The following is a 24,844-nucleotide window of genomic DNA, read 5'->3' as shown; positions in this document are numbered from 1 at the left end:
GTTCCGGATTCTCCGGCATACCCGGCTTGGCGTTGAGCCGCCACGCGACACGTCCGGTGTCGGGGCCTTCGGTGATCATGCGGGTGGTGAACTGCCCGGGTTTTGTGCCGACTCTCCGGTTGTGCACATCGCACGCCGGGACGAGTTGGTCGATATCGGTCAACCCACCGTCGGCCCAGTCTTTGGCGGCGTGATGCATCTGCACCCGTGATGCGGGCTGGTTGCAGCCGGGTGCCGAACACATCTTCCCGCCCGCCGAAGCAAAGGAGGCGAGTCGTTGTCCGAGTGACGCGATCCGCTTCGACCGACCCAAATACAGCGGGATGCTGGTGTGCTCACCGAACACCGCCAAATACTGGCTCGCCCCGGTGGAGGCGGCCATTTCGATCACATCGCTGATCGGGAGCAGTGTTCCGGACGTGGTCTGTGCGATCCCTGCCTGCTCTTCGAGTTCCTGCAGGCTGGTGGTGACGATCACCTGGATCGGTAATCCGCGATGGGTGTTGCCGAGCATCCCTGATTCAAGTACTTGCTGCAGGAGTGCGGAGAACGCGTCGTGGTTGCGTTGCGCGGGTGAGCGTTCATCACGTAGCGCCGCGGCCGCGACCTGTTCAGCATTCGCCATGGTGATCGGCCCGACCGGCGACTCCGGGTCGTCCGGGTTGTTCATGCCCGGTTTAGCCCACGCATCGAGCACCGTGTCGAGCCGGGCGCGGGCGATCGGATCCAAATCGGCAGTCAACCGCGACATCAACTGAGCGTTCTGCCGGTTCACCCACAGGCGACGTCGACGTTTACGGTCCTTCGAGGTGGTCAGCGTCCCATCCGGATCCAGGTGCGCCAACAATCGTGAACCCAAATTGGTGATCTCGGCAGGGGTGAATTGGACCGCGTAGCCGGCCATCTGTGCTTCGGCCGCCGCTTTCGTCTCGGCCGACACCTCACCGGGGATCGCCTCCAAAACCTCCAACACCGCCCGCACGTGCGCGCCCGCGACCCGACCCTCCGCCACATAGCCGGCCAACGTTGGGCATGCGGGTGGTAGTCGGTCGCCGCAGATCGTGGTGAACGAGCCGGTCGCCGCGATCACCCGATGCCGCGCGGCGGGGTCACCGATGTGCAGACCCTGCCCAATGAAATTGCGGATGTCGCGGAAACCCGACGCGCGGGGTAGGTCGCGGTCGGAGGCCTCCACAATCAAGCGATCGGTGACCGCACCCGCGGTCCGCAACGCCAACCGTTCTGCCTCAACGGTGGCTTCGACCAGCGCGGCATCGGATACCAGCGACACATCGACGGCAGCCAACTCATCCAGCACCGCGGCAAGCCGTGACAGCTTTTCCGCCACCACCGCATCCGCCGATCCCACCGCAGCAGTCGCCAAAGCCAAAGGTGCACGGCCATTCTCGCTGTTGTTGCGATTGCTGTTGCTGTTCACGTGCCGCCACCCCCGCCCCGCGTCGTGTCGAATATGTGTTCTACATTACCCGACAATACCGACACCGTCCAGGAATAATCGAAGAAACTTTCGACGGATCGTGATCGGGTCACCGAGGCTGGATGACTATGCGACTGCCTCCGCGCCTTACTGCCGCGTTGGTCCTGACAGACCGCATTCGGAAACCGGTGGTGCCGCCACATATCCTGGACACATCAACCCGACCGATCAGGAGACACCCATGCTCGCCCGAACCGACCTGCGCGGTAGCTCGCCGACGCTCGCTGAGCTGCGTCGCGCGTTGCCCCGTGGGGGCACCGACGTCAACGCCGTGCTGGATACGGTGACGCCGGTGGTGCATGCGATCGCCGATCGCGGCGTCGAGGCAGCACTCGAGTACGGCGAGAAGTTCGACGGCGTTCGTCCGTCGAGTGTTCGGGTTCCCGCCGATGTGATCGCGGATGCCCTGGCGAAACTCGATCCGGCCGTCGCTGATGCGCTGCGTGAGTCGATCACTCGCGCTCGGCTCGTCCATGCCGATCAGCGTCGTACGACGTCGCGCACACAGGTCGTCGACGGGGGAGCCGTCAGCGAAAAGTGGATTCCCGTCAGGCGTGTTGGCCTGTACGTACCCGGCGGCAATGCTGTCTACCCGTCGTCGGTCATCATGAACGTCGTTCCCGCGCAGGAGGCGGGCGTCGGGTCGCTCGTCGTTGCGTCGCCCCCGCAGAAGGACTTCGGCGGTTGGCCACACCCGACCATCCTCGCCGCGTGCGCTCTTCTCGGCGTCGACGAGGTCTGGGCCGTCGGTGGCGCGCAAGGCGTCGCGCTCCTTACCTATGGCGGTACGGATACCGACGGTGCGGTCCTCGACCCGGTCGACCTCATCACCGGTCCCGGCAACATCTACGTCACGGCAGCCAAGCGCCTGTGTCGCGGACTCGTCGGCATCGATGCCGAGGCCGGTCCCACCGAGATCGCCATCCTCGCCGACGATTCGGCAAACCCGGCCTTCGTCGCCGCAGACCTCATCAGCCAGGCCGAGCACGACGTCCTCGCGGCGTCGGTGCTCGTGACCGACAGCGTCGCCCTGGCCGACGCCGTCGACGCAGAACTCGACCGCCAGATCGCCGAGACCAAACACCGTGAACGGGTCACCACGGCGCTCAGCGGCAAGCAGTCGGGTGTCGTGCTCGTCGACGACGTCGAGGCCGGTCTTGCCGTGGTCGACGCCTACGCGGCAGAGCACCTCGAGATCCAGACGCGCGACGCCGCGCAGGTCGCCGATCGCGTGCACAACGCCGGCGCGATCTTCGTCGGCGACTTCGCGCCGGTCAGCCTCGGAGACTATTGCGCGGGATCGAATCACGTTCTGCCGACGTCGGGTTCGGCTCGGTTCGCGTCGGGTCTCTCGGTACAGACCTTCCTGCGTGGCGTGCACGTCATCGACTACGACGAGGCGGCGCTGCGCGACGTCTCCGCCCAGGTGGTCACCTTGGCGCAGGCCGAAGACCTTCCGGCACACGGCAATGCGATCACCCGCAGGTTCTCGGGGGCTGTCGCCGAGGCAGCAAAGTGACGCCCGCAGCTACAGGCGCTCAAGTACCCGGAGTCCAGATTCCCGGAGCTCGGATCACCGTCGACGATCTTCCGCTCCGCGACAACCTGCGCGGCAAAAGCGCTTATGGCGCACCGCAATTGAAGGTTCCTGTCGTTCTCAACACCAACGAGAACCCGCACCCGCCGTCTCCGGAGCTGATCGCCGACGTCGCTGAATCGGTCGGCGCCGCTGCGGCCGAGCTGCACCGTTACCCGGACCGTGACGCTGTCGCGCTGCGTAGCGACCTCGCCGCCTACCTCAGCGCCGCCACCGGAACCCACCTCGGCGTCGAAAACGTCTGGGCGGCAAACGGTTCCAACGAGATTCTGCAGCAACTCCTGCAGGCGTTCGGCGGGCTCGGCCGTGCGGCGCTGGGCTTCGTGCCCAGCTACTCGATGCATCCGATCATCTCGGACGGCACCGACACCACGTGGCTCGAAGCCAAGCGCAGCGCCGACTTCTCCCTCGACATCGACTATGCGGTCGGTGAGATCTCCGCGCGACGCCCCGACATCGTGTTCGTGACCTCTCCCAACAACCCGACGGGCGCGTCGATCTCGAATGACGGGTTGCGGGCGATCGTCGACGCCGCACCGGGCATAGTGATCGTCGACGAGGCGTATGCGGAGTTCTCCGAGCAGCGCAGCGCCGTCGAGTTGATCGACGAGTTCCCGACGAAGGTCGTCGTCAGCCGGACGATGAGCAAGGCGTTCGCCTTCGCAGGCGGTCGGCTCGGTTACCTTGCGGCGTCGCCCGCGATCGTCGACGCCCTGCAACTGGTGCGGCTGCCGTATCACCTGTCCGTGCTCACGCAGGCCGCTGCGCGAGCGGCGCTGCGCCACGCCGACGAGACGCTCGGCGGAGTCGCGAAGATCATCGCCGAGCGCAAACGCGTCGTCGCAGAGCTCGAGAAGGCGGGATTCGACGTTGTCGATTCCGACGCCAACTTCGTGTTGTTCGGACGCTTCGCCGACGCTCCGGCATCGTGGCAGCGCTACCTCGACAACGGCGTGTTGATCCGCGACGTAGGAATTCCCGCGCATCTCCGTGTCACGATCGGATTGGTTGACGAGAACGACGCGTTCCTCGACGTCAGCCGGAAGCTCGCCACCACAGATCTGGAGAAGTCACAGTGACCACCCCGGCACCGCGTATCGCACGCGTCGAACGGACGACCAAGGAGTCGTCGATCGTCGTCGAACTCAACCTCGACGGCACCGGCGTCACAGCGATCTCGACGGGCATCCCGTTCTTCGACCACATGTTGACCGCCTTCGGCGCACACGGCAGCTTCGATCTGACCGTCGAGGCGAAGGGCGACGTCGAGGTCGAGGGACACCACACCATCGAAGACACCGCGATCGTGCTCGGTCAGGCACTTGGTCAGGCTCTCGGCGACAAGAAGGGAATTCGCCGCTTCGGCGACTCGTACATCCCGATGGACGAGACGCTCGCACACGCCGTCGTCGACGTGTCGGGCCGACCGTACTGTGTTCACACCGGCGAGCCCGAGCACATGTTGACCGCGGTGATCGGCGGCTACCCCGGCGTGCCCTACTCCACGGTGATCAACCGGCACGTCTTCGAGTCCATCGCGCTCAACGCGCGTATCGCCCTGCACGTGCGCGTGCTCTACGGCCGCGACCAGCACCACATCACCGAGGCCGAATTCAAGGCGGTCGCCCGCGCGTTGCGTGCGGCGACCGAGGCCGATCCGAGAGTCAGTGGAGTGCCATCCACCAAGGGCGCTCTATGAGTGCGACGAACATCGTCGTCCTCGACTACGGCTCGGGCAATCTGCGCTCAGCCCAGCGCGCACTGGAGCGCACCGGCGCCGACGTCACCGTGACCAGCGACTTCACCGCTGCGCTTGAAGCCGACGGGCTGGTCGTGCCGGGTGTCGGCGCGTTCGCGGCCTGCATGGACGGGTTGCGCGCGGTCCACGGCGACCGGATCATCGGCCGACGCCTCGCCGGCGGACGCCCGGTGCTCGGCATCTGTGTCGGCATGCAGATCCTGTTCGAGCGCGGCGTCGAATTCGGTGTCGAGGCCGACGGATGCGGCGAATGGCCGGGAACGGTCTCGCGGCTCGACGCTCCCGTGCTGCCGCACATGGGGTGGAACACCGTCGACGCCCCGACCGACTCGACGCTGTTCAAGGGAATCGACCCGGCAACCCGCTTCTACTTCGTGCACTCGTACGCGGCGCAGACGTGGGAGATGGACAACGTCGGATCGCCACTCGCCGCACCGGCCCTGACGTGGGCCGAGCACGGCAGCCGCTTTCTTGCGGCGGTCGAGAACGGCGCACTGAGTGCCACACAGTTCCACCCGGAGAAGTCGGGGGACGCGGGCGCCGAACTGCTGCGCAACTGGGTCGGGAGCATCGCATGAGCGGGTCCGACGGTGTGCCCGAGCGCCCGCACTTCTCCTACGGGCGGTTCGTGACACTCGTCTTGGGTTCCGGGGTCCTCGTGCTGGTGATCGGCATTCCGATCATCCTGGCGCTGGCACACTGGTCACCGATCGCAGGCTTGGTCGCTGCGCTGCTCGTGGTGCTCGCGATGATCGGGACGATCGGCTGGATGTCGCGTCGGATCATCGGTAACTACGAGCGCAAGGTTCGCGCCCTCGACGAGGGAAACGCAAGCCCCTGACCTGACGCACGGCCGCGAACACCGCAAGACCAGTCCGAGAACAACAGACCGTACGAGACACACAGACCCGTACGAGAACAACAGACAGGAAAGACCTCACGTCATGGGGAAGACCCTCGAACTCCTACCAGCTGTCGATGTTGCCGATGGACAGGCCGTTCGGCTCGTCCGGGGTGCGGCAGGCACCGAAACCGCCTACGGCTCGCCCCGCGACGCCGCGCTGGCATGGCAACGCGACGGTGCCGAGTGGATTCACCTCGTCGACCTCGACGCCGCTTTCGGTCGGGGCAACAACCGTGAACTGCTCGCAGGTGTGGTGGGCGAGCTCGACGTGAAGGTCGAGTTGTCAGGCGGAATCCGCGACGACGAGTCCCTCGAGGCCGCACTCGCCACGGGCTGTACCCGCGTCAATCTCGGTACGGCCGCACTCGAAAACCCCGAGTGGTGCAGACGTGCGATCGCCAACTACGGCGACCGCATCGCTGTCGGACTCGACGTCGTCGCAGACGGTGACTCGTATCGACTGCGTGGTCGGGGATGGGTCACCGACGGCGGCGACCTGTGGGAGGTCCTCGCCCGACTCGACGGCGACGGCTGCGCCCGTTATGTCGTCACCGACGTCAGCAAGGACGGCACGCTCGGCGGGCCGAATCTCGAGCTGCTGTCCGAGGTCACCAAGGCGACCGACGCGCCCGTCGTCGCATCGGGTGGCGTGTCGGCTCTCGGTGATCTCATCGCCATCGCGAGCCTCACCGACCAGGGTGTCGAGGGTGCGATCGTCGGTAAGGCTCTCTACGCGGGGCGATTCACCCTGCCCGACGCTTTGGCGGCGGTCGGTAACCTGTGACAACCGGTTCCGGCCTGGATCTGCCCGCACTCCTCGAGGTTGCGGGCAGCATTCTCGACGGTGTCTCCGGGGAGTTCGTCGCCGGGCTCGGCGCGCCGAGCGCCGTCGTGAAGGGTGCGACAGACTTCGCTACCCAGGTCGATCTCGACCTCGAACAGCGCATTCGACAGCAACTCACCGACCGGACCGGAATCGACGTGCACGGCGAAGAATTCGGTGGACCACCGGTGACCGACGGTGCTGTATGGGTTCTCGATCCGGTCGACGGGACGTACAACTTTTCGACGGGCATGCCGCTCACCGGCATCCTGCTCGGACTGCTCGTCGACGGTGAGGCGGTACTCGGTCTCACGTGGCTGCCGCTGACCGCAACGCGCTACGCCGGCTACGTGGGAGGTCCGCTGTACCGCAACGGCGTTCCGATGGCCGCACACCCTCCGACAACGCTCGCCCAGACAGCAGTCGCGTTCGGGCCGTTCAACGTCAGTCACGGCGGTCGCTACCCCGGGGTGCGACGAGCTCAACTGCTCGAAGCGCTGAGCGTGCGAGCGGCCCGACTGCGCATGACGGGCAGCACGGGCGTCGACATGGCGTACGTAGCTGCCGGAATCTTCGGTGCCGCAATAGCTTTCGGTGCACACGCCTGGGACAACGCCGCCGGAGCCGCCCTGGTGCGTGCCGCCGGTGGGGTGGCGACCGACCTCGCGGGGAACCCGTGGACCGCGTCGTCGCCGTCGCTGGTGACCGCGATGCCCGACGTGCACCACGAGTTGATGGCCGTGATCGACGACGTCGGCGGGTGGTCCGGCAGCGACATCTCCAGCACCGACAGCCCCGGCACAGACGACAGGACTTCTCGATGACCCTCGCAACACGCGTGATCCCGTGCCTCGATGTGGACGACGGTCGGGTCGTCAAGGGCGTCAATTTCCAGAACCTCCGCGACGCAGGCGACCCCGTCGAATTGGCCGCCCGGTACGACGCCGAGGGCGCAGACGAGTTGACCTTCCTCGACGTCACCGCGTCGAGTTCTGGACGCGCCACGATGATCGACGTGGTGCACCGCACCGCCGACGCCATCTTCATCCCGCTGACCGTCGGAGGTGGCATCCGCACAGTCGACGACGTGGACGCGATGCTGCGCGCAGGCGCCGACAAGGTGAGCGTCAACACCGCGGCAATCTCCCGGCCGGAGGTGCTCGCCGAGATGAGCCGACGGTACGGATCGCAGTGCATCGTGCTCTCGGTCGATGCCCGAACGGTTCCAGAGGACGCCGAGCCGACGCCGTCCGGGTGGGAGGTCACCACCCACGGCGGACGCAAGGGCACCGGAATCGACGCCGTCGAATGGGCGCAGCGCGGTCAGCAGCTCGGCGTCGGCGAGATCCTGTTGAACTCGATGGACGCCGATGGCACCAAGCAGGGTTTCGATCTGCGGATGCTCGCCGCGGTCCGCGCGGTGGTCGACGTCCCGGTGATCGCCAGTGGTGGAGCAGGCAAGGCCGCAGACTTCGCGCCCGCGGTGCTGGCGGGAGCCGACGCAGTGCTCGCCGCATCGGTATTCCACTTCGGCGAGCTCACGATCCCAGAGGTCAAGGGTGCGATGGCAGCCGAAGGCATCGTCGTACGTACCGAACGCGACACAGAAGGGCAGGTCTGATCGCATGGCACTCGCGCCGGAACTGACCGCACAGCTCAAGCGCAACGCGGATGGGCTTTTCGCCGCGGTCGCCCAAGAACGCTCCACCGGGCAGGTCCTGATGGTCGCGTGGATGGACGACACGGCACTCGAGCGCACACTCGCGACACGTCGCGCCACCTACTACTCACGCTCACGTCAGGAGTACTGGGTCAAGGGCGACACCAGCGGGCACACCCAATACGTGCACGACGCTCGTCTCGACTGCGACGGCGACACGATCCTGCTGATCGTCGACCAGGTCGGTGCCGCCTGCCACACCGGCAACCACAGCTGTTTCGACACCCCGTCGCTGCCCTTCGACGTCGACGACGAGCAGGGCGACGATCAGCACGCCGACGGGGCGGGCGCGGCGTCGAGTTGATGCCTGGGACAATCGTCGGGGAGACACTCTCCCCACAGCTCCGCACTTCACGAGCTCGAATGCCGCACGACGCTGCGGCCGAGGACTCGACGCGGACCAGCCGACGGAAGGCGGTGACGCAGTCATGCCACTGATCCAGATCTCGCAGACCCCAGGTCTCTCCGACCGGGTCAAACGCGAGACCATCGCGGCGGTGACCGAGGCGTACGCGAAGGCCACCGGCAAGAACCCGGATTCGGTATGGGTCACGATCACCGAGGTGCCCCGTTCACAGTGGGGCGTCGGCGGCGAGCCGCTCGGATGAGCGGCGAACACACACTCGCAGCGGCGACCGACGGCTCACGGAGCAGTTCTACGTCGACCACGAATGCCGATACGACGACGCTCGAGGAGTTCCTCGACCTCGCCTCCGACCATCGCGTCGTGCCGGTCACGCGCAAGGTGCTCGCCGATTCGGAGACGCCGTTGTCGGCGTATCGGAAATTGGCGGGTGAGCGGGAGGGCACGTTCCTTCTCGAATCCGCGGAGAACGGCCGGTCGTGGTCACGGTGGTCGTTCATCGGCGTCGGCGCACCGTCGGCGCTGACCGTTGTCGACGGCAAGGCCGCCTGGTGGGGGACTGTTCCCGCAGGCGCTCCCGTCGACGGCGATCCGCTGACAGTGCTCGCCGAGTCGCTGCGGCTGCTCGCCACCGATCCCTTGCCCGGCATGCCGCCGCTGACCGGCGGGTTCGTCGGATTCATGGCGTACGACATGGTGCGCAGGCTCGAGCGTCTACCCGAGACGACAGTCGACGACCTCGGCCTTCCCGATCTGATGATGTTGTTGGCGACAGACCTTGCCGCCGTAGACCATCACGAGGGGAGCATCACCCTCATCGCGAACGCGGTGAATTGGGACGGCAGTGCCGAACGCGCCGAGGAGGCATACGTCGACGCCGTCGCCCGACTCGACGCGATGACGCAGGCGTTGGCTGCACCTGCACCGTCGACCGTGTCGCGCTTCGACAGGCCCGCACCCGACTTCCGCGTGCAGCGCACCCGCGAGGAGTACGGCGAGATCGTCACCGGCCTGGTCCGCGAAATCGAGGCGGGTGAGGCATTCCAGGTGGTGCCGTCGATGCGCTTCGAGATCGACACCGACGCCGATCCGCTCGACGTCTATCGCATTCTGCGGGCCTCCAACCCGAGTCCGTACATGTACCTGCTGCGCATGCCGGGTGTGGGTACCGACGACAGCGGCGCGCCTCGCACCCCGTTCACGATCGTCGGATCGAGTCCCGAGGCGCTCGTGACCGTGACCGACCGGGTGGCCACGACGCACCCGATCGCCGGGACCCGCTGGCGCGGAGCCACCGAAGAAGAAGACCAACTCCTCGGCAAGGAACTCACCGAGGACGAGAAGGAGAACGCCGAGCACCTGATGCTCGTCGACCTCGGTCGCAACGACCTCGGGCGTGTGTGCGCCCCGGGCACCGTCAAGGTCAGCGACTATCGCCACATCGAGCGGTACAGCCACGTGATGCACCTCGTGTCGACGGTGTCGGGCACGCTGCGCGACGACAAGCACGCGCTCGACGCTGTCACCGCATGCTTTCCTGCGGGAACGCTGACCGGTGCGCCCAAGGTGCGCGCGATGGAACTGATCGAAGCCAACGAGAAGACACGACGCGGCCTGTACGGCGGGATCGTCGGCTACCTCGATTTCGCAGGCAACGCCGACACCGCCATCGCGATCCGCACCGCACTGATGCGCACGGGCATCGCCTACGTGCAGTCGGGCGGCGGCGTGGTGGCCGACAGCGAATCCGACTACGAGTACAACGAGGCACGCAACAAGGCCACCGCTGTACTCAACGCGATAGCGGCTGCCACGACGATGCGTCGCGTCGGCGTGGAGAGTGACGGCGTGGAGAGTGACGGCGTGGAGAGTGACCGATGACCGTTCCCGACCCTGAACGAAATCCCGGCGCTGAAAGCCCTGATGTCGAGGGCGCTGAGGCGGGTAGTGCCGCCGACGATGAGAAGCAGGTGGCGCGAGCGCAGCGTCGAACAAAGCTTCTCGGATCGATACTGCTCGCCGCTGCGGCGCTCGCATTCTGGATTGCGTCGCGCCTGACCTGGGCAACGGTGCTCGCTGCCGACGGGCTGTCCCCGGCACGGACCTTCGACGTCAAGGGCAGCGACTGGAGCCCGTGGCTCACGCCACTCGCGCTGGTGTTGCTCGCGGCGATTCTGGCGGCGATGTCGCTTCGTGGGTGGGGTTTGCGCATCCTGGCGCTCCTGGTTGCCGCAGCGGGTGTGCTCGCCGCCTTCCCGGCGATCTCCCTCATCATGGGCGGAACCAACGACTTGTACGCCGCCACCGCCGCGGGTCTCAGCGATCGATACGTCGTGCAGTTGGTGACCACCAACAACTGGGTGGCCGCCGTTGTCCTCATCGGGTCGCTGTGCGCCGTCGCCGCCGGGGTGCTGCTCATGCGTGTCGCATCCGGCGCGGGCATGTCGTCGAAGTACAAGACGCCCGCCGCGCGACGCGAAGACATCGAGCGTGAGATCTTCGCTGAACACAAGCGGCGCCAGGCATCCGAATCGGCACAGGCCGACAAGAGTGGTCAGACGGACAAGAGTGTCCAGACCGGCAAGAGCGGCCAGACCGATGGCGACTCCCGGACCGCCGGCGCCGTCTCGTCGGCGGGGTCACCGGCGGCGGAGAAGAGCGCTGCGGCAGACGATTCGGCGGAGTCTGCCGAGTCGACGAGCGAGCGAGATGCTGAGCACGACGCGCCCAACGAGCGCATGCTCTGGGACGCTCTCGACACCGGGATCGATCCGACTGATCAACGATGACGAAAAACACAACCCGCTCCCGGCGCTTCGAAGGCGGCCGTCTACCCTGAGAGCACGAACAGAAAGGGAGCCAGCTGTCGTGAGCACGCCCACCGTCCTCGATTCAATTCTCGAGGGAGTGAAAGCCGATGTCGCCGCGCGCGAGGCGATCGTCGACTACGCGGCCGTCAAAAAGGCGTCCGTTGCCGCGCCGGCTCCTCGCGATGCGATGGCTGCGTTGCGCAAGACCGGAATCGGTGTCATCGCAGAGGTGAAGCGAGCGAGTCCTTCTAAGGGTGAGCTCGCCGACATCCCTGATCCAGCCGACCTCGCCGCCGCGTACGAAGCGGGTGGTGCGCGCATCATCAGCGTCCTCACCGAGGAGCGTCGGTTCCGTGGGTCGCTCGCCGATCTGGACGCCGTGCGCGCCCGCGTCGACATCCCCGTGTTGCGCAAGGACTTCATCGTCGGCCCGTACCAGATCCACGAGGCTCGCGCCCACGGCGCCGACGTCATCCTGCTGATCGTCGCGGCACTCGAACAGAATGTGCTCGCCTCGCTGCTCGACCGCACCGAGAGTCTCGGCATGACCGCGCTCGTCGAGGTGCACACCGAAGACGAGGCCAGCCGCGCTCTGGAAGCGGGTGCGTCGGTCATCGGTGTCAACAACCGCAACCTGAAAACCCTTGAGGTCGACCGCAATACGTTCGCGCGTATCGCTCCGGGTCTGCCAACCGAGACCATCCGGGTCGCCGAATCGGGTGTGCGCGGTACCGCAGATCTACTGGCATTCGCTGGTGCGGGTGCCGACGCGGTCCTCGTCGGTGAAGGCCTGGTCACCAGCGGCGACCCGCGTACTGCGGTCTCCGAACTCGTGACCGCCGGTACCCATCCTTCCTGTCCGAAACCCGTTCGCTGACACTCGCTTTCGATTTAGCGTCGACTTGCCGTGTCACGGACGACGAGATGTCTGTGAGAGTTCCGTGACCACCGAATCCCGATCCGACGATCAACTTCGCGCCGAGTTCCCCACTGCGAGTGTCGGAGTCAGCACCCGTACGTCGTCGGAACCCGACGCGGGCGGACACTTCGGCGTGTACGGCGGGCGTCACGTTCCCGAGGCGCTCATGGCGGTCATCGACGACGTGACCGCTGCCTACGAGAAGATGCGCACAGATGACGAGTTTCTCGGTGAGCTCGATCGGCTGCAGCGCGACTACGTCGGACGTCCCTCGCCGCTCTACGAAGCCACGCGCCTGAGCGAATTCGCCGGTGGCGCACGGATTTTCCTGAAGCGCGAAGACCTCAACCACACCGGTTCGCACAAGATCAACAACGTGCTCGGGCAGTTGTTGCTCGCCAAGCGCATGGGTAAAACCCGCATCATCGCCGAGACCGGTGCCGGTCAGCATGGTGTGGCCACCGCGACCGGCTGCGCACTGTTCGGTATGGAGTGCATCGTCTACATGGGCCGCGTCGACACCGACCGGCAGGCACTCAACGTCGCACGGATGCGACTGCTCGGCGCGGAGGTCGTCGCGGTCGACAACGGTTCTGCGACCCTGAAGGACGCGATCAACGAGGCGCTGCGCGACTGGGTGACCAACGCGCACAACACGTACTACTGCTTCGGTACCGCGGCCGGTCCGCATCCGTTCCCGATGATGGTGCGCGACCTGCAGCGCATCGTCGGACTCGAAGCACGCGCGCAGATCCTCGACCAGGCGGGGCGCCTACCCGACGCCGTCACCGCCTGTGTCGGTGGCGGGTCCAACGCCATCGGAATCTTCCATCCCTTCCTCGACGACTCCGAGGTGCGCCTCGTCGGCTTCGAGGCCGCGGGCGACGGCGTCGAGACCGGTCGACATGCCGCGACGTTCACCGGAGGCACACCCGGCGCATTCCAGGGTGCCTACTCGTACCTGCTGCAGGACGAGGACGGCCAGACCATCGAGTCGCACTCGATCTCAGCGGGACTGGACTACCCGGGGGTCGGGCCCGAGCACGCACAGCTCAAAGACACCGGCCGCGCCGAGTACCGTCCCATCACCGACACCGAGGCGATGGAGGCGCTCGCTCTGCTCAGCCGTCGCGAGGGCATCATCCCCGCCATCGAATCGGCTCACGCACTCGCCGGAGCTCTGGAGCTCGGTAAGGAACTGGGGGAGGGCGCGATCGTTCTGGTCAGCCTCTCCGGTCGCGGCGACAAGGACGTCGACACCGCTGCGCGCTGGTTCCACCTCTTCGACCCGCCACCATCGGAGAACGAGGTCGGCGTGACGACCGGTACGGCGGCCGCAACAAGCACCACGGGGGACGTGCAATGACACAGCCGAAGGCACCCGTGCACGCGGGACCGTCGAAGTTGAGCCCGGTCTTCGAGAAGTGTCGCGCCGAGGGACGTGCCGCGCTCATCGGGTATCTCCCTGTCGGCTACCCGACCGTCGAGAAGTCCATCGAGTCGTTCGAGACGATGGTCCGTGCGGGCTGCGACATCATCGAAGTCGGCGTGCCGTACTCGGATCCGGTCATGGACGGACCGACGATCCAGGAGGCCGCCGACCTCGCGCTGACCAACGGGGTGCGAGTCCGCGACGTATTCCGTGCCGTCGAAGCGATCACCGCCGCGGGCGGGAATGCCGTCGTCATGAGCTACTGGAATCCCGTGCTGCAGTACGGCGTCGACAAGTTCGCGCGTGACCTGGCGGCTGCGGGCGGTGCGGGCATGATCACGCCCAACCTGATCCCAGAAGAGGGTGCTGCCTGGCACGCGGCGTCCGACGAGTTCGACCTCGACCGCATCTACCTCGTCGCACCGTCGTCGACGACCGAACGCATCGCGCTGACCGTCGACGCATCGCGCGGGTTCGTCTACGTCGCGTCGACGATGGGTGTCACGGGAGCGCGCGACGCGGTGTCCGACGCCGCGCCAGAGCTGTGTGCACGCGTCCGCGAGTACTCCGACATCCCGCTCGGCGTCGGACTCGGTGTTCGAAATCGTGAGCAGGCGTCGCAAATCGCGAGCTACGCCGATGGAGTGATCGTTGGCTCGGCACTGGTCACAGCGGCCAAGGCAGGCCAAGACCACCTGGCCGACCTCGTCACGGAACTGGCTGCGGGCGTGCACGAACCGCGAGCAGACCTCTGACCGCCTCGGTGGCTTCGGCCGTGGGGTCCGCAGCGTCCGTTAGGGTGGCAGCGTGACAGCGCCGACGACGACGATGCTCGCCTACATCCCCAGCCCGCCGCAGGGCGTGTGGTACATCGGCTCGTTTCCGCTCCGGGCCTACGCGTTGTGCATCATCGTCGGCATCATCGTCGCCGTGTGGTGGGGAAACCGTCGGTGGATTGCCCGTGGTGGGCGTTCGGGCGAGGTTCTCGACGTTGCGATCTGGGCGGTTCCGTTCGGCCTGATCGGTGGTCGCATCTACCACGTGCTCACCGACTGGCAGATCTACTTCGGTGACGGCGGCAAGACCCCGATCGACGCATTCAAGGTCTGGGACGGCGGTCTCGGCATCTGGGGTGCCGTGTTGTTCGGCGGCCTCGGTGCGTGGATCGGCACCAGGCGCATGGGCATCAAACTGCCGCCGTTCGCCGACGCCATCGCGCCTGCGATCCTGCTCGCCCAGGCCATCGGTCGCCTCGGCAACTACTTCAACCAGGAACTCTACGGCCGACCGACCGACGTCCCGTGGGGCCTGGAGATCTACGAGCGCGTCGACGCATCGGGACAGGCCGACCCCGGCCTGATCACGGGAGTGTCGAACGGCCAGGTCGTCGCGGTCGTCCACCCGACGTTCCTGTACGAGCTCTTGTGGAATCTCCTGATCGTCGTGATCCTGGTGCTCGTCGACCGCTACTTCCGCATCGGCCATGGCCGTCTCTTCGCGCTCTACGTCGTCGGGTACTGCATCGGGCGGTTTGCCGTCGAACTCATGCGTTCCGATCCCGCCTTCACCCACATCGCAGGCGTCCGCATCAACGTGTTCACCGCGGCCCTCGGCATCGTCTGCGGCGCGATCTACTTCATCGTCGCGCCCCGCGGCCGGGAGCAGGGCCTCGAGGTCTACTGGCCCGAACGGGCCGCCGAACTCGAGGAGCTCGGCCACACCGGCGCCTACTTCGACGACGACATCGACGACGAGGACGACGACGGCGAGCACTTCTTCGACGATGAGGAAGCCGACGGCGACGCGGTCGAGGACGAAAAGGTGGAGGAAGACAAGACGGAGCGGGAAAAGGCCGCGGCCGCCGAAGCGGATCGTGACGAGGAGTCCGATGACTCGTCGTCGAAGACGATCCCGGTCGCGGCCGCTGCTGGTGCGGCGGTTGCCGTCGGCGGTGCCGCTGCTGTCGGCGCGGACGAAGAGGCGCCGGACGAAGGGGCGCCGGACGAAGAGGCATCGGACGACGAGGCGTCGGACACCGACGTCGACGAGGCTGACGTCGCGCCCGACGCCGACGAGACCGAGACTGGGACCGAGGCCCACTCGGGCGAGGCCGCTGACTCGGACGTTGAACCCGACTCGGATACGGATCCTGATGAGGACGCCCCCGCCGGCGACGAAGCCGTGGAAGATGGAGACGAGTCCGCCACCACCGAGCCAGATGTAGCCGAGTCCGATGCAACGGAGGCCGGTGGAGCCGAGGCTGGTGTAACCGATTCCGGTGACACAGAGTCCGATGGTTCCGAATCTGCCGGGTCCGACGCGGCGGATGATCCGACCGACGAAGGGGTTCCGATGAGCAGCGCAGAAGACAGCAGCGTGGCAGCCGACGAGATTGCGGAGGGGCTGTCCGAAGACATCGAGGACAAGGCCGACGACGAGGGCGACACCAGCCCATCGGGCGTCGACGAAGATGAAGCCGAACTCGCCGACGGGCAGGAGATCGACGCGGGTGGACCCGACCCGGTTCTCGACGAGAACGAGGAGATCGTGTCCAAGATCATCCCGGGCACTGCCGAATCTGCTGACGCCACACCGTGGAACCCCGAACACGATCCGGCTCGACCAGAGGGCGTGACCACCGAGTCGGAGATTCTCGGGGAGTCCGATTCCGAGTCCGACACGACTCCGGGCGACACCGCCGACATCGACGCCGAAGAGGTCGCCGAGGGCATCGCCGAAGATGCCGAGGACGCTGCCGATGACGACGGCGCCGCGACGGCAGAAGGCGTGGACGAAGCCGAAGAGGTTCTCGCCGACGGCCAGATGACGAACGCGGGCGGTCCCGACGCCGTCGTCGACGAGTACGAAGAGATCGACGCCAAGATCATCCCGGGCACCGGCGAGTCGGCCGACGCCAAGCCGTGGAAGCCAAAGGACTCGCAGTAGCTCGACTCACTCGGGCGCCTGCCCCGGGGACCGGGTCGTCGGCCTCGTGTGGGCTGCGGGAAGTAGGGGAAGGGTTCTTTCCGCGGCCTTCTTGCGTGTCCCCGCGAAGTTTTCGGGGGAGAGGTCTGGGAGTAGGGGAAGGATTCTTTCCCCTAGTTTCTGCGCCGCCACCCGACGGCTCGACGCCGCGCCCAGCCCCACGCCCCGCCGCGCACGCGGCTCGACGCTGCCCCTCCGCCGGACGCCCCGACCTCCCGCACCCCCAACCCCCGCCGCGGCGTCGAAAACCACGCGGCGGGCGGTGGTCGGATAGAGTGGGATCTCACCCGGGAACACGCGTCCCCAACGGCGTCGTGTCCTGACTCCTGCTCCACGGGCCAGCGCTGTCCCTGAGGACTTCAGCATTTGATTCACGCGAATCGAGTGGAGGCTCGTGATGTTGTTTTCTGCGCTCCCGGCCAAACAGGGCCTGTACGACCCAGAGACAGAAGTGGATTCGTGCGGCGTCGCGATGGTTGCCGACATCCACGGTCGTCGGTCGCATTCGATTGTCGCCGACGGTCTGCTCGCACTCGAGAACCTCGAACACCGCGGTGCTGCAGGCGCCGAGCCGAACAGCGGCGACGGAGCGGGCATCCTGATCCAGCTGCCCGACGAATTGTTCCGTGGCACAGTCGATTTCGCACTTCCCGCGCCGTCGGAGAACGGTGCGAACACCTATGCTGCCGGCACCTGCTTCCTGCCGATGGACCAGGCGGCCCGCCGAGATGCGATGGACCGCGTCGGGTCGCTCGCCGAGGCAGAGGGCATCACGATCCTCGGGTGGCGTGACCTCCCCGTCGACGTCGACGGCGCCGACATCGGCGAGACCGCAGTCGGCTGCATGCCCTTCATGGCGCAGTTGTTCGTCACGGTCGAACCGGAACCGGGACAACCACGGCTCGGCGGCGTCGACCTCGACCGCTACATCTACCCGTTCCGCAAGCAGGCCGAGCGCATCACGCCCGAATTCGAGGCCGCGGGCACCGGGTTGTACGTCGCGTCGCTGTCGAGTCGCACCATGGTCTACAAGGGCATGCTCACGACGATGCAGTTGCCGCTCTACTACCCCGACCTGCGTGACGACCGTTGCCTGAGTGCCATCGCCATCGTCCACTCGCGCTTCTCTACCAACACTTTTCCATCGTGGCCGCTCGCGCACCCGTTCCGGTTCGTCGCGCACAACGGTGAGATCAACACCGTGCGCGGCAACCGCAACCGCATGCGGGCCCGCGAGGCTCTGCTCGAGACAGACCTCATTCCCGGCGACCTCAAGCGCGCGTTCCCGATCTGCACGCCCGAGGCTTCTGATTCGGCGTCGCTCGACGAGGTCCTCGAACTCCTTCACCTCGGTGGCCGCAGCGTGCCGCACGCGGTGATGCTGATGGTGCCGGAGGCGTGGGAGAACGTCCCGTCGATGGACCCCAAGCGCCGCGCGTTTCTGCAGTTCAACGCGTCGCTGATGGAGGCGTGGGACGGTCCGGCATGTGTGACGTTCACCGACGGAACCGTCGTCGGCGCCGTCCTAGACCGCAACGGACTGCGCCCGGGACGTTGGTGGCAGACGCGCGACGGACGGGTCATCCTCGCTTCGGAATCCGGCGTCCTCGACGTTCCGGTCGACGACGTGGTCTCCAAGGGGCGCCTCGAACCGGGTCGGATGTTCCTCGTCGACACCGCACAGGGACGGATCATCCCCGACGAGGAGATCAAGGGCGATCTCATGCGTTCGGAGCCTTACGACGAATGGCTGCACGCGGGACTCCTCGACATCGCCACGCTCCCGCCGCGCCCCGTCTACAAGCCCAACCACGACACGGTCGTCCGACGTCAGGTGTCCTTCGGCTACACCGAAGAAGACCTGCGCGTCTTGCTGACCCCGATGGCGGCGTCGGGTTACGAACCGCTCGGTTCGATGGGCACCGACACGCCCGTCGCCGTGATGTCGCAGCGTTCGCGGTTGCTCTACGACTACTTCGTCGAGCTGTTCGCGCAGGTCACCAACCCGCCACTCGATGCGATCCGCGAGGAAATCGTCACCTCGATGGCGCGTGTGATGGGACCCGAGCAGAACCTGCTCGCCCCGACCGCGGCGTCGTGTCGACAGATCATGCTGCACTGGCCGGTCATCGACAACGACGACCTCGCCAAGCTCGTCCACATCAACGATGACGGCGACAACCCGGGACTCTCCGCGAAGGTCCTCCACGGACTCTATGAGGTGGCCCGCGGCGGGGAGGGCCTTGCCGATGCGCTCGAAGATCTTCGACGCCGCGCCAGCCAGGCGATCGCGGAGGGGCACAGCACGCTCGTCGTGTCGGACAGGCACTCCGATCGTGAGCACGCGCCGATCCCTTCACTGCTCGCGGCGTCGGCGGTGCACCACCATCTCGTCCGCACCAAGGAGCGCACGAAGATCGCGCTCATCGTCGAGTCGGGTGACGCGCGCGAAGTCCACCACATCGCACTGCTCATCGGCTTCGGCGCTGCGGCGGTCAACCCGTACCTTGCACTCGAATCGATCGAGGATCTGATCGCCGAGGGCGAGCTGACGGGCGTCAGGCCGTCGAAGGCGAAGCGCAACTACATCGAGGCGCTCGGCAAGGGCGTCCTGAAGGTGATGAGCAAGATGGGCATCTCGACCATCAGCTCGTACACGGCGTCGCAGGCGTTCGAGGCGGTTGGCCTCTCGTCGGCCGTCGTCAAGGAGTACTTCACCAGGACGGTGTCGCGGATCGAAGGCGTCGGACTCGACGAACTCGCCGAGGAAGTGCGCATCCGACACCACCGGGCGTTCCCGCGTAACCCAACCGAACAGGTGTACCGACGACTCGAAGTGGGCGGCGAATACCAATACCGCCGTGAGGGTGAGCTGCACATGTTCACCCCGGAGACGGTGTTCTTGCTCCAGCACGCCACCAAGACCGGACGCGACGATGTGTTCCAGGCGTATTCGGACAAGGTCGACGATCAGTCGCGAAAGGGCGGCACACTTCGCGGATTGTTCGAATTGGACTTCACCGGTCGCGATCCCGTGCCGCTCGACGAGGTCGAGCCGATCGAGTCGATCATGACGCGCTTCAACACGGGCGCGATGAGCTACGGCTCGATCTCCGCCGAGGCCCACGAGACCATCGCGATCGCGATGAACCGCATCGGTGGCCGCTCCAACTCGGGTGAGGGTGGCGAGGACACCGACCGCCTCTACGATCCGGAACGACGCAGCGCGGTCAAGCAGGTCGCGTCGGGTCGGTTCGGCGTGACGAGCGACTACCTCACCAACGCCACCGACATCCAGATCAAGATGGCGCAGGGTGCCAAGCCCGGTGAGGGCGGCCAGCTCCCCGCGTACAAGGTGTACCCGTGGATCGCGAAGACACGACATTCGACGCCGGGCGTCGCGCTCATCTCGCCGCCACCGCACCACGACATCTACTCCATCGAAGACCTCGCGCAACTGATCCACGATCTGAAGAACGCCAACTCCGATGCGCGCATCCACGTGAAGCTGGTGAGTGCTGTCGGTGTCGGCACCGTCGCGACAGGTGTCTCCAAGGCCCACGCCGACGTCGTGCTGATCTCCGGATACGACGGCGGAACGGGAGCGTCACCGCTCACCTCGCTCAAGCATGCGGGCACACCCTGGGAGATCGGCCTCGCCGACGCCCAGCAGACGTTGATGCTGAACGGTTTGCGCGATCGCATCACCGTGCAGTGCGACGGCGCGCTGCGCACGGGTCGCGATGTCATCATGGCCGCGTTGCTCGGTGCCGAGGAGTACGGCTTCTCGACCGCACCGCTCATCGTGTCCGGGTGCATCATGATGCGTGTCTGTCACCTCGACACCTGCCCGGTCGGCGTCGCGACGCAGAACCCGGTGTTGCGTTCACGGTTCACCGGCCAGGCCGAGCACATCGTGAACTTCTTCCGATTCATCGCGGAGGACGTGCGAAAGTACCTGGCGCAGTTGGGATATCGGACGCTCGACGACGCGATCGGACAGTCGCAGCGGCTCCACACCGACACCGCCGTCGCCCATTGGAAGAGCAAGGGACTCGATCTCAGCCCGATCTTCCGTCGGATCGAGGACAAGGGCCCGACCCGCCGTGTGCGCGGTCAGGACCACGGCCTCGACAAAGCGCTCGACCAGACGCTCATCCAACTCGCCGAAGGTGCACTCGAAGACGCGCATCCGGTGACACTCGAGCTCCCGGTGCGCAACGTCAACCGCACCGTCGGCACGCTGCTCGGTTCGGAGGTGACCCGACGATACGGCGCCGAAGGGCTTGCCGAGGACACCATCACCGTCGAGCTCACCGGCTCGGCAGGGCAGTCGCTCGGCGCGTTCCTTCCGCCAGGTGTGACCATCAAGCTCACCGGTGACACCAACGACTACGTCGGCAAGGGATTGTGTGGCGGCAAGATCGTGGTGGCTCCACACGAGGATGCCTGGTTCATCGCAGAAGACCAGGTCATCGCGGGTAACACCATCCTCTACGGCGCGACGTCGGGCGAGGTTTACCTGCGCGGCAAGGTCGGCGAGCGCTTCTCCGTGCGTAACTCGGGTGCGACCGCGGTGGTCGAGGGCGTCGGCGATCACGCCTGCGAGTACATGACGGGCGGTCGCGTGGTGATCCTCGGACCCACCGGGCGCAACATGGCCGCGGGAATGTCCGGCGGTATCGCGTTCGTCTACGACCTCGACGAGACCAAGGTCAACGGTGCGATGGTGGAGCTACTGCGACCCGACCCCGACGACCTGCGCTGGCTGCATGAGCACATCACGAAGCACACCGAGCTCACCGGATCGGCGATCGGTGCGTCGATGCTCGCCGACTGGCCGAGGCGATGCCTGGCCTTCACCAAGGTGATGCCCACCGATTACAAGCGCGTCCTCGACGCGGCCAGGATGGCCGAAGCCGAAGGGCGAGATGTTGATTCAGCGATCATGGAGGCGGCACGTGGCTGACCCACGCGGATTCCTGGAAGTCGGGAAGAAAGAATCGAAGTATCGTCCGGTCGCCGAGCGCGTGCAGGACTGGGAAGACGTGTACGCGCACGGATTCGACCCCGTCGCCTCGCTCAACGAGGTATCCGAGCAGGCCCGTCGGTGTATGGATTGCGGAATCCCGTTCTGCCACTCCGGAACTGCGGGATGTCCGTTGGGGAATCTGATCCCTGAGTGGAACGACCTCGTGCGTCGTGGTCGGTGGGATGCCGCAAGCGCGCGCCTGCACGCGACCAACAACTTCCCCGAGTTCACCGGAATGGTCTGTCCGGCACCGTGCGAGGCGGCGTGCGTGTTGTCGATCTCCGAGCCGACGACCGGCGGCAGCGTGACGATCAAACGCATCGAGAAGACGATCGCCTACGAGTCGTGGGCAGAGGGCATCATCGGCCCCGAGGCGCCGGATGCGAAGTCGGGCAAGTCGGTTGCCGTCGTCGGCTCCGGTCCCGGCGGATTGGCGGCAGCGCAACAATTGACCCGCGCCGGCCACGACGTCACGGTCTACGAGAAGGACGACCGCGTCGGCGGACTCCTGCGCTACGGCATTCCCGAGTACAAGCTTCAGAAGTCCGACATCGAGCGGCGAATCGCTCAGATGCGCGCTGAGGGAACACAATTCGTCGTCAACTGCGATGTCGGAATCGATCTCACGGTCGACGAACTGCGCAGCAGGCACGACGCCGTCGTGCTCGCGATCGGCGCGATGAAGGCGCGTGACAATCCGGTCCCGGGACGTGAGCTCAACGGCGTGCACCTCGCGATGGAACACCTCGTGCCCGCCAACAAGGAGTGCGAGGGCGACGGGCCGTCGCCGATCAGCGCCGCGGGGAAACACGTCGTCATCATCGGCGGCGGCGACACCGGAGCCGACTGCCTCGGAACCGCGCATCGCCAGGGCGCGGCGTCGGTGGTCCAGCTCGACTACAACGCCGAACTACCCAGCGACCGTGACGACAACCGTTCGCCGTGGCCGACCTGGCCGCTTGTCATGCGGACGTCGAGTGCGCACGCGGAGGGCGGCGAACGCAAGTACCAGGTTGCGGTGCAACGATTCGTCGGCGACGCCGACGGCAACGTGACGGCGATGGTGCTCGCCGAAGTGAAGGTCGTACGTGAGCCCGACGGTCGACGGGTGATCACCCCGGTCAGCGACGAGTTCGAGATCCCTTGCGAGTTGGCACTTTTCGCCATCGGATTCGAAGGCGTACGCGACACGGCACTTCTCACCGATCTGGGGATCGAGCCCAACCGCCGCGGCAACATCTCGTGCGGAAGCGACTGGCAGACCGACGCGCCCGGCGTGTTCGTGTGCGGCGACGCCCACCGCGGAGCGTCGTTGGTGGTGTGGGCGATCGCCGAGGGACGTTCGACTGCACGCGCCGTCGACGAATTCCTCATGGGTGCCTCGGATTTGCCGTCACCGGTAAAACCAGCCCAACTCCCGCTGTCCGTACGCTGACCCGCGACGAGCAACGCTGCGTTGACGTCCGGTGACAACTCAGGTGTAACGATGGCTATGCCGAAACGAGCGGACTAAGGTGAGCACAGTGGAACGCCGAACCAAGATCGTCTGCACCCTGGGTCCAGCTACCAATAGCGAAGAGAGGCTGAAGGAACTCGTCGACGCCGGAATGGACGTCGCGCGACTCAATTTCAGCCACGGCACGCACGACGACCACAAAGTGGTCTACGAAAGAGTGCGAAAGGCCGGCGACAACGCCGAGAAGGCCGTCGGCATCCTCGCCGATCTCCAGGGTCCCAAGATCCGACTGGGCAAATTCGAAGACGACGGCGCGCTCAACGGCGAAGTCATGTGGAACACCGGCGACACCGTGCGCATCACCACCGACGACATCGTCGGAACGCACGACCGCGTGTCGACCACCTACAAGCGACTCGCCGACGACGCCGTCCCCGGCGACCGGCTGCTCGTCGACGACGGCAAGGTGGGCCTCGTGGTCACCGACGTCGAAGGCAACGACGTGGTCTGCACCGTCACCGAGGGTGGCCCGGTCTCCAACAACAAGGGCCTCTCACTGCCGGGCATGAACGTCTCGGTGCCCGCGATGAGCGAGAAAGACATCGCCGACCTCGAGTTCGCCCTCGGCCTCGGCGTCGACCTCGTGGCTCTGTCCTTCGTGCGCAGCCCTGCCGACATCGAACTCGTCCACGAGGTCATGGACCGTGTCGGACGCCGCGTGCCCGTCATCGCCAAGCTGGAGAAGCCCGAGGCCATCGACAACCTCGAGGCCATCGTGCTCGCGTTCGACGCCATCATGGTCGCCCGCGGCGACCTCGGCGTCGAACTGCCGCTGGAGGAAGTGCCGCTCGTGCAGAAGCGTGCCATCCAGATGGCTCGCGAGAACGCCAAGCCGGTGATTGTGGCAACCCAGATGCTCGACTCCATGATCGAGAACTCGCGCCCAACCCGCGCGGAGGCATCCGACGTCGCCAACGCCGTGCTCGACGGCGCCGATGCGGTGATGCTCTCCGGCGAGACATCGGTCGGCAAATGGCCCATCGAAGCGGTGCGCACCATGAACCGGATCTGCAAGGCCGTCGAGGGAAGCTCGCGCGACGTCCCGCCGCTGTCGCACGTCCCGCGCACCAAGCGCGGCATCATCTCCTACGCCGCACGCGACATCGGAGAACGACTCGAAGTCAAAGCCCTCGTCGCGTTCACCCAGTCCGGTGACACGGTTCGACGCCTCGCGCGCCTGCACTCACGACTCCCGCTGCTGGCATTCACGCCCACCCAGGCCGTGCGCAGCCAGCTCGCCCTGAGCTGGGGCACCGAGACGTTCATCGTCGACCGCGTCGACACCACCGACAACATGATCGATCAGGTCGACTTGCAACTCCTGCGCATCGGCAGGCTTCGCGATGGCGACGTTGTCGTGATCGTCGCCGGCGCGCCCCCCGGCACCGTCGGCTCGACCAACATGATTCACGTGCACCGCATCGGCGAGCAGGACCACTGAGGTTTCTGCGCGGCTCGTGGCTGCGCCCGTCGCCACGAGCCGAC

20 protein-coding genes are annotated in these 24,844 nt (G+C 66.3%); 19 read left to right on the top strand and 1 reads right to left on the bottom strand.

Annotation, left to right across the window (positions count from 1 at the left end; translation table 11 throughout):
* A partial coding sequence (locus A5785_RS13715) for an HNH endonuclease signature motif containing protein (protein WP_082946573.1) occupies window positions 1-1,438 on the bottom strand: 1,438 nt, incomplete at its 3' end.
* A gap of 241 nt (window positions 1,439-1,679) precedes the next feature.
* On the opposite strand from A5785_RS13715, the gene hisD reads away from it, so the two are divergent.
* The 19 genes from hisD to pyk all read left to right on the top strand — a co-directional run bounded on the left by hisD (window position 1,680) and on the right by pyk (window position 24,800).
* Window positions 1,680-3,017, top strand: coding sequence for a histidinol dehydrogenase (hisD, locus tag A5785_RS13710; protein ID WP_049698200.1), 1,338 nt, complete (start codon window positions 1,680-1,682; stop codon window positions 3,015-3,017).
* Window positions 3,014-4,174 carry a histidinol-phosphate transaminase gene (locus tag A5785_RS13705; RefSeq protein ID WP_049698199.1) on the top strand — a complete coding sequence of 387 codons (1,161 nt, stop codon included), beginning with the start codon at window positions 3,014-3,016 and terminating at the stop codon, window positions 4,172-4,174. The genes hisD and A5785_RS13705 overlap by 4 nt, the downstream gene beginning before the upstream one ends.
* The gene (gene hisB / locus A5785_RS13700; protein WP_005208453.1) at window positions 4,171-4,794 is read left to right on the top strand and encodes an imidazoleglycerol-phosphate dehydratase HisB; all 624 of its coding nucleotides are present in this window, start codon (window positions 4,171-4,173) and stop codon (window positions 4,792-4,794) included. Before A5785_RS13705 ends, hisB begins: the two co-directional genes overlap by 4 nt.
* A complete protein-coding gene (gene hisH, locus A5785_RS13695) occupies window positions 4,791-5,432 on the top strand; it encodes an imidazole glycerol phosphate synthase subunit HisH (protein WP_049698198.1) in 642 nt (213 codons plus the stop codon). The genes hisB and hisH overlap by 4 nt, the downstream gene beginning before the upstream one ends.
* Window positions 5,429-5,695: a hypothetical protein gene (locus A5785_RS13690; protein WP_049698197.1), complete on the top strand. Its 267-nt coding sequence runs from the start codon at window positions 5,429-5,431 to the stop codon at window positions 5,693-5,695. Before hisH ends, A5785_RS13690 begins: the two co-directional genes overlap by 4 nt.
* Before the next feature lie 103 nt (window positions 5,696-5,798).
* Window positions 5,799-6,542, top strand: a complete 744-nt coding sequence (gene priA / locus A5785_RS13685; protein WP_049698196.1) for a bifunctional 1-(5-phosphoribosyl)-5-((5-phosphoribosylamino)methylideneamino)imidazole-4-carboxamide isomerase/phosphoribosylanthranilate isomerase PriA — start codon at window positions 5,799-5,801, stop codon at window positions 6,540-6,542.
* Window positions 6,539-7,405 (top strand): inositol monophosphatase family protein, encoded by an 867-nt coding sequence (locus A5785_RS13680; protein WP_049698195.1) that lies wholly within the window; start codon window positions 6,539-6,541, stop codon window positions 7,403-7,405. The genes priA and A5785_RS13680 overlap by 4 nt, the downstream gene beginning before the upstream one ends.
* Window positions 7,402-8,202 carry an imidazole glycerol phosphate synthase subunit HisF gene (hisF, locus tag A5785_RS13675; protein ID WP_049698194.1) on the top strand — a complete coding sequence of 267 codons (801 nt, stop codon included), beginning with the start codon at window positions 7,402-7,404 and terminating at the stop codon, window positions 8,200-8,202. The genes A5785_RS13680 and hisF overlap by 4 nt, the downstream gene beginning before the upstream one ends.
* Window positions 8,203-8,206: 4 nt before the next feature.
* On the top strand, window positions 8,207-8,605 hold the full coding sequence (gene hisI, locus A5785_RS13670) for a phosphoribosyl-AMP cyclohydrolase (protein ID WP_049698193.1): 399 nt from the start codon (window positions 8,207-8,209) through the stop codon (window positions 8,603-8,605).
* 124 nt (window positions 8,606-8,729) lie between these two features.
* Window positions 8,730-8,909: a tautomerase family protein gene (locus A5785_RS13665; protein WP_005179191.1), complete on the top strand. Its 180-nt coding sequence runs from the start codon at window positions 8,730-8,732 to the stop codon at window positions 8,907-8,909.
* Window positions 8,906-10,546, top strand: a complete 1,641-nt coding sequence (locus tag A5785_RS13660; protein ID WP_049698192.1) for an anthranilate synthase component I — start codon at window positions 8,906-8,908, stop codon at window positions 10,544-10,546. Before A5785_RS13665 ends, A5785_RS13660 begins: the two co-directional genes overlap by 4 nt.
* Complete coding sequence (locus tag A5785_RS13655; RefSeq protein WP_053117393.1) at window positions 10,543-11,454, top strand: TIGR02234 family membrane protein; 912 nt, start codon at window positions 10,543-10,545, stop codon at window positions 11,452-11,454. The genes A5785_RS13660 and A5785_RS13655 overlap by 4 nt, the downstream gene beginning before the upstream one ends.
* 79 nt (window positions 11,455-11,533) lie before the next feature.
* On the top strand, window positions 11,534-12,352 hold the full coding sequence (gene trpC / locus A5785_RS13650; RefSeq protein ID WP_049698191.1) for an indole-3-glycerol phosphate synthase TrpC: 819 nt from the start codon (window positions 11,534-11,536) through the stop codon (window positions 12,350-12,352).
* A gap of 64 nt (window positions 12,353-12,416) precedes the next feature.
* Complete coding sequence (gene trpB, locus A5785_RS13645) at window positions 12,417-13,760, top strand: tryptophan synthase subunit beta (protein ID WP_049698190.1); 1,344 nt, start codon at window positions 12,417-12,419, stop codon at window positions 13,758-13,760.
* Window positions 13,757-14,581, top strand: a complete 825-nt coding sequence (trpA, locus tag A5785_RS13640; protein ID WP_049698189.1) for a tryptophan synthase subunit alpha — start codon at window positions 13,757-13,759, stop codon at window positions 14,579-14,581. Before trpB ends, trpA begins: the two co-directional genes overlap by 4 nt.
* A 73-nt stretch (window positions 14,582-14,654) precedes the next feature.
* Window positions 14,655-16,772 carry a prolipoprotein diacylglyceryl transferase gene (gene lgt / locus A5785_RS13635; protein ID WP_049698188.1) on the top strand — a complete coding sequence of 706 codons (2,118 nt, stop codon included), beginning with the start codon at window positions 14,655-14,657 and terminating at the stop codon, window positions 16,770-16,772.
* Window positions 16,773-17,208: 436 nt separating this feature from the next.
* A complete protein-coding gene (gltB, locus tag A5785_RS13630) occupies window positions 17,209-21,780 on the top strand; it encodes a glutamate synthase large subunit (protein ID WP_049698187.1) in 4,572 nt (1,523 codons plus the stop codon).
* Window positions 21,773-23,278: a glutamate synthase subunit beta gene (locus tag A5785_RS13625; RefSeq protein ID WP_049698186.1), complete on the top strand. Its 1,506-nt coding sequence runs from the start codon at window positions 21,773-21,775 to the stop codon at window positions 23,276-23,278. The genes gltB and A5785_RS13625 overlap by 8 nt, the downstream gene beginning before the upstream one ends.
* An 88-nt stretch (window positions 23,279-23,366) precedes the next feature.
* Window positions 23,367-24,800 (top strand): pyruvate kinase, encoded by a 1,434-nt coding sequence (gene pyk, locus A5785_RS13620; RefSeq protein WP_039856938.1) that lies wholly within the window; start codon window positions 23,367-23,369, stop codon window positions 24,798-24,800.
* Window positions 24,801-24,844 lie beyond the last annotated feature (44 nt).

It is taken from the genome of Gordonia sp. 852002-50395_SCH5434458 (genome assembly GCF_001665905.1).
Classification (GTDB): domain Bacteria; phylum Actinomycetota; class Actinomycetes; order Mycobacteriales; family Mycobacteriaceae; genus Gordonia; species Gordonia jacobaea.
Note: the sequence above shows the minus strand (reverse complement) of the source record. Positions and strands in the feature narration are given on the sequence as shown.

Bases quoted from the DNA above. Each gene is read 5' to 3' on its own strand.
- hisD (WP_049698200.1), top strand. From the start codon at position 1,680: ATGCTCGCCCGAACCGACCTGCGCGGTAGCTCGCCGACGCTCGCTGAG.
- hisH (WP_049698198.1), top strand. From the start codon at position 4,791: ATGAGTGCGACGAACATCGTCGTCCTCGACTACGGCTCGGGCAATCTG.
- A5785_RS13690 (WP_049698197.1), top strand. From the start codon at position 5,429: ATGAGCGGGTCCGACGGTGTGCCCGAGCGCCCGCACTTCTCCTACGGG.
- priA (WP_049698196.1), top strand. From the start codon at position 5,799: ATGGGGAAGACCCTCGAACTCCTACCAGCTGTCGATGTTGCCGATGGA.
- hisF (WP_049698194.1), top strand. From the start codon at position 7,402: ATGACCCTCGCAACACGCGTGATCCCGTGCCTCGATGTGGACGACGGT.
- hisI (WP_049698193.1), top strand. From the start codon at position 8,207: ATGGCACTCGCGCCGGAACTGACCGCACAGCTCAAGCGCAACGCGGAT.
- A5785_RS13665 (WP_005179191.1), top strand. From the start codon at position 8,730: ATGCCACTGATCCAGATCTCGCAGACCCCAGGTCTCTCCGACCGGGTC.
- A5785_RS13660 (WP_049698192.1), top strand. From the start codon at position 8,906: ATGAGCGGCGAACACACACTCGCAGCGGCGACCGACGGCTCACGGAGC.
- A5785_RS13655 (WP_053117393.1), top strand. From the start codon at position 10,543: ATGACCGTTCCCGACCCTGAACGAAATCCCGGCGCTGAAAGCCCTGAT.
- trpA (WP_049698189.1), top strand. From the start codon at position 13,757: ATGACACAGCCGAAGGCACCCGTGCACGCGGGACCGTCGAAGTTGAGC.
- lgt (WP_049698188.1), top strand. From the start codon at position 14,655: ATGCTCGCCTACATCCCCAGCCCGCCGCAGGGCGTGTGGTACATCGGC.
- gltB (WP_049698187.1), top strand. From the start codon at position 17,209: ATGTTGTTTTCTGCGCTCCCGGCCAAACAGGGCCTGTACGACCCAGAG.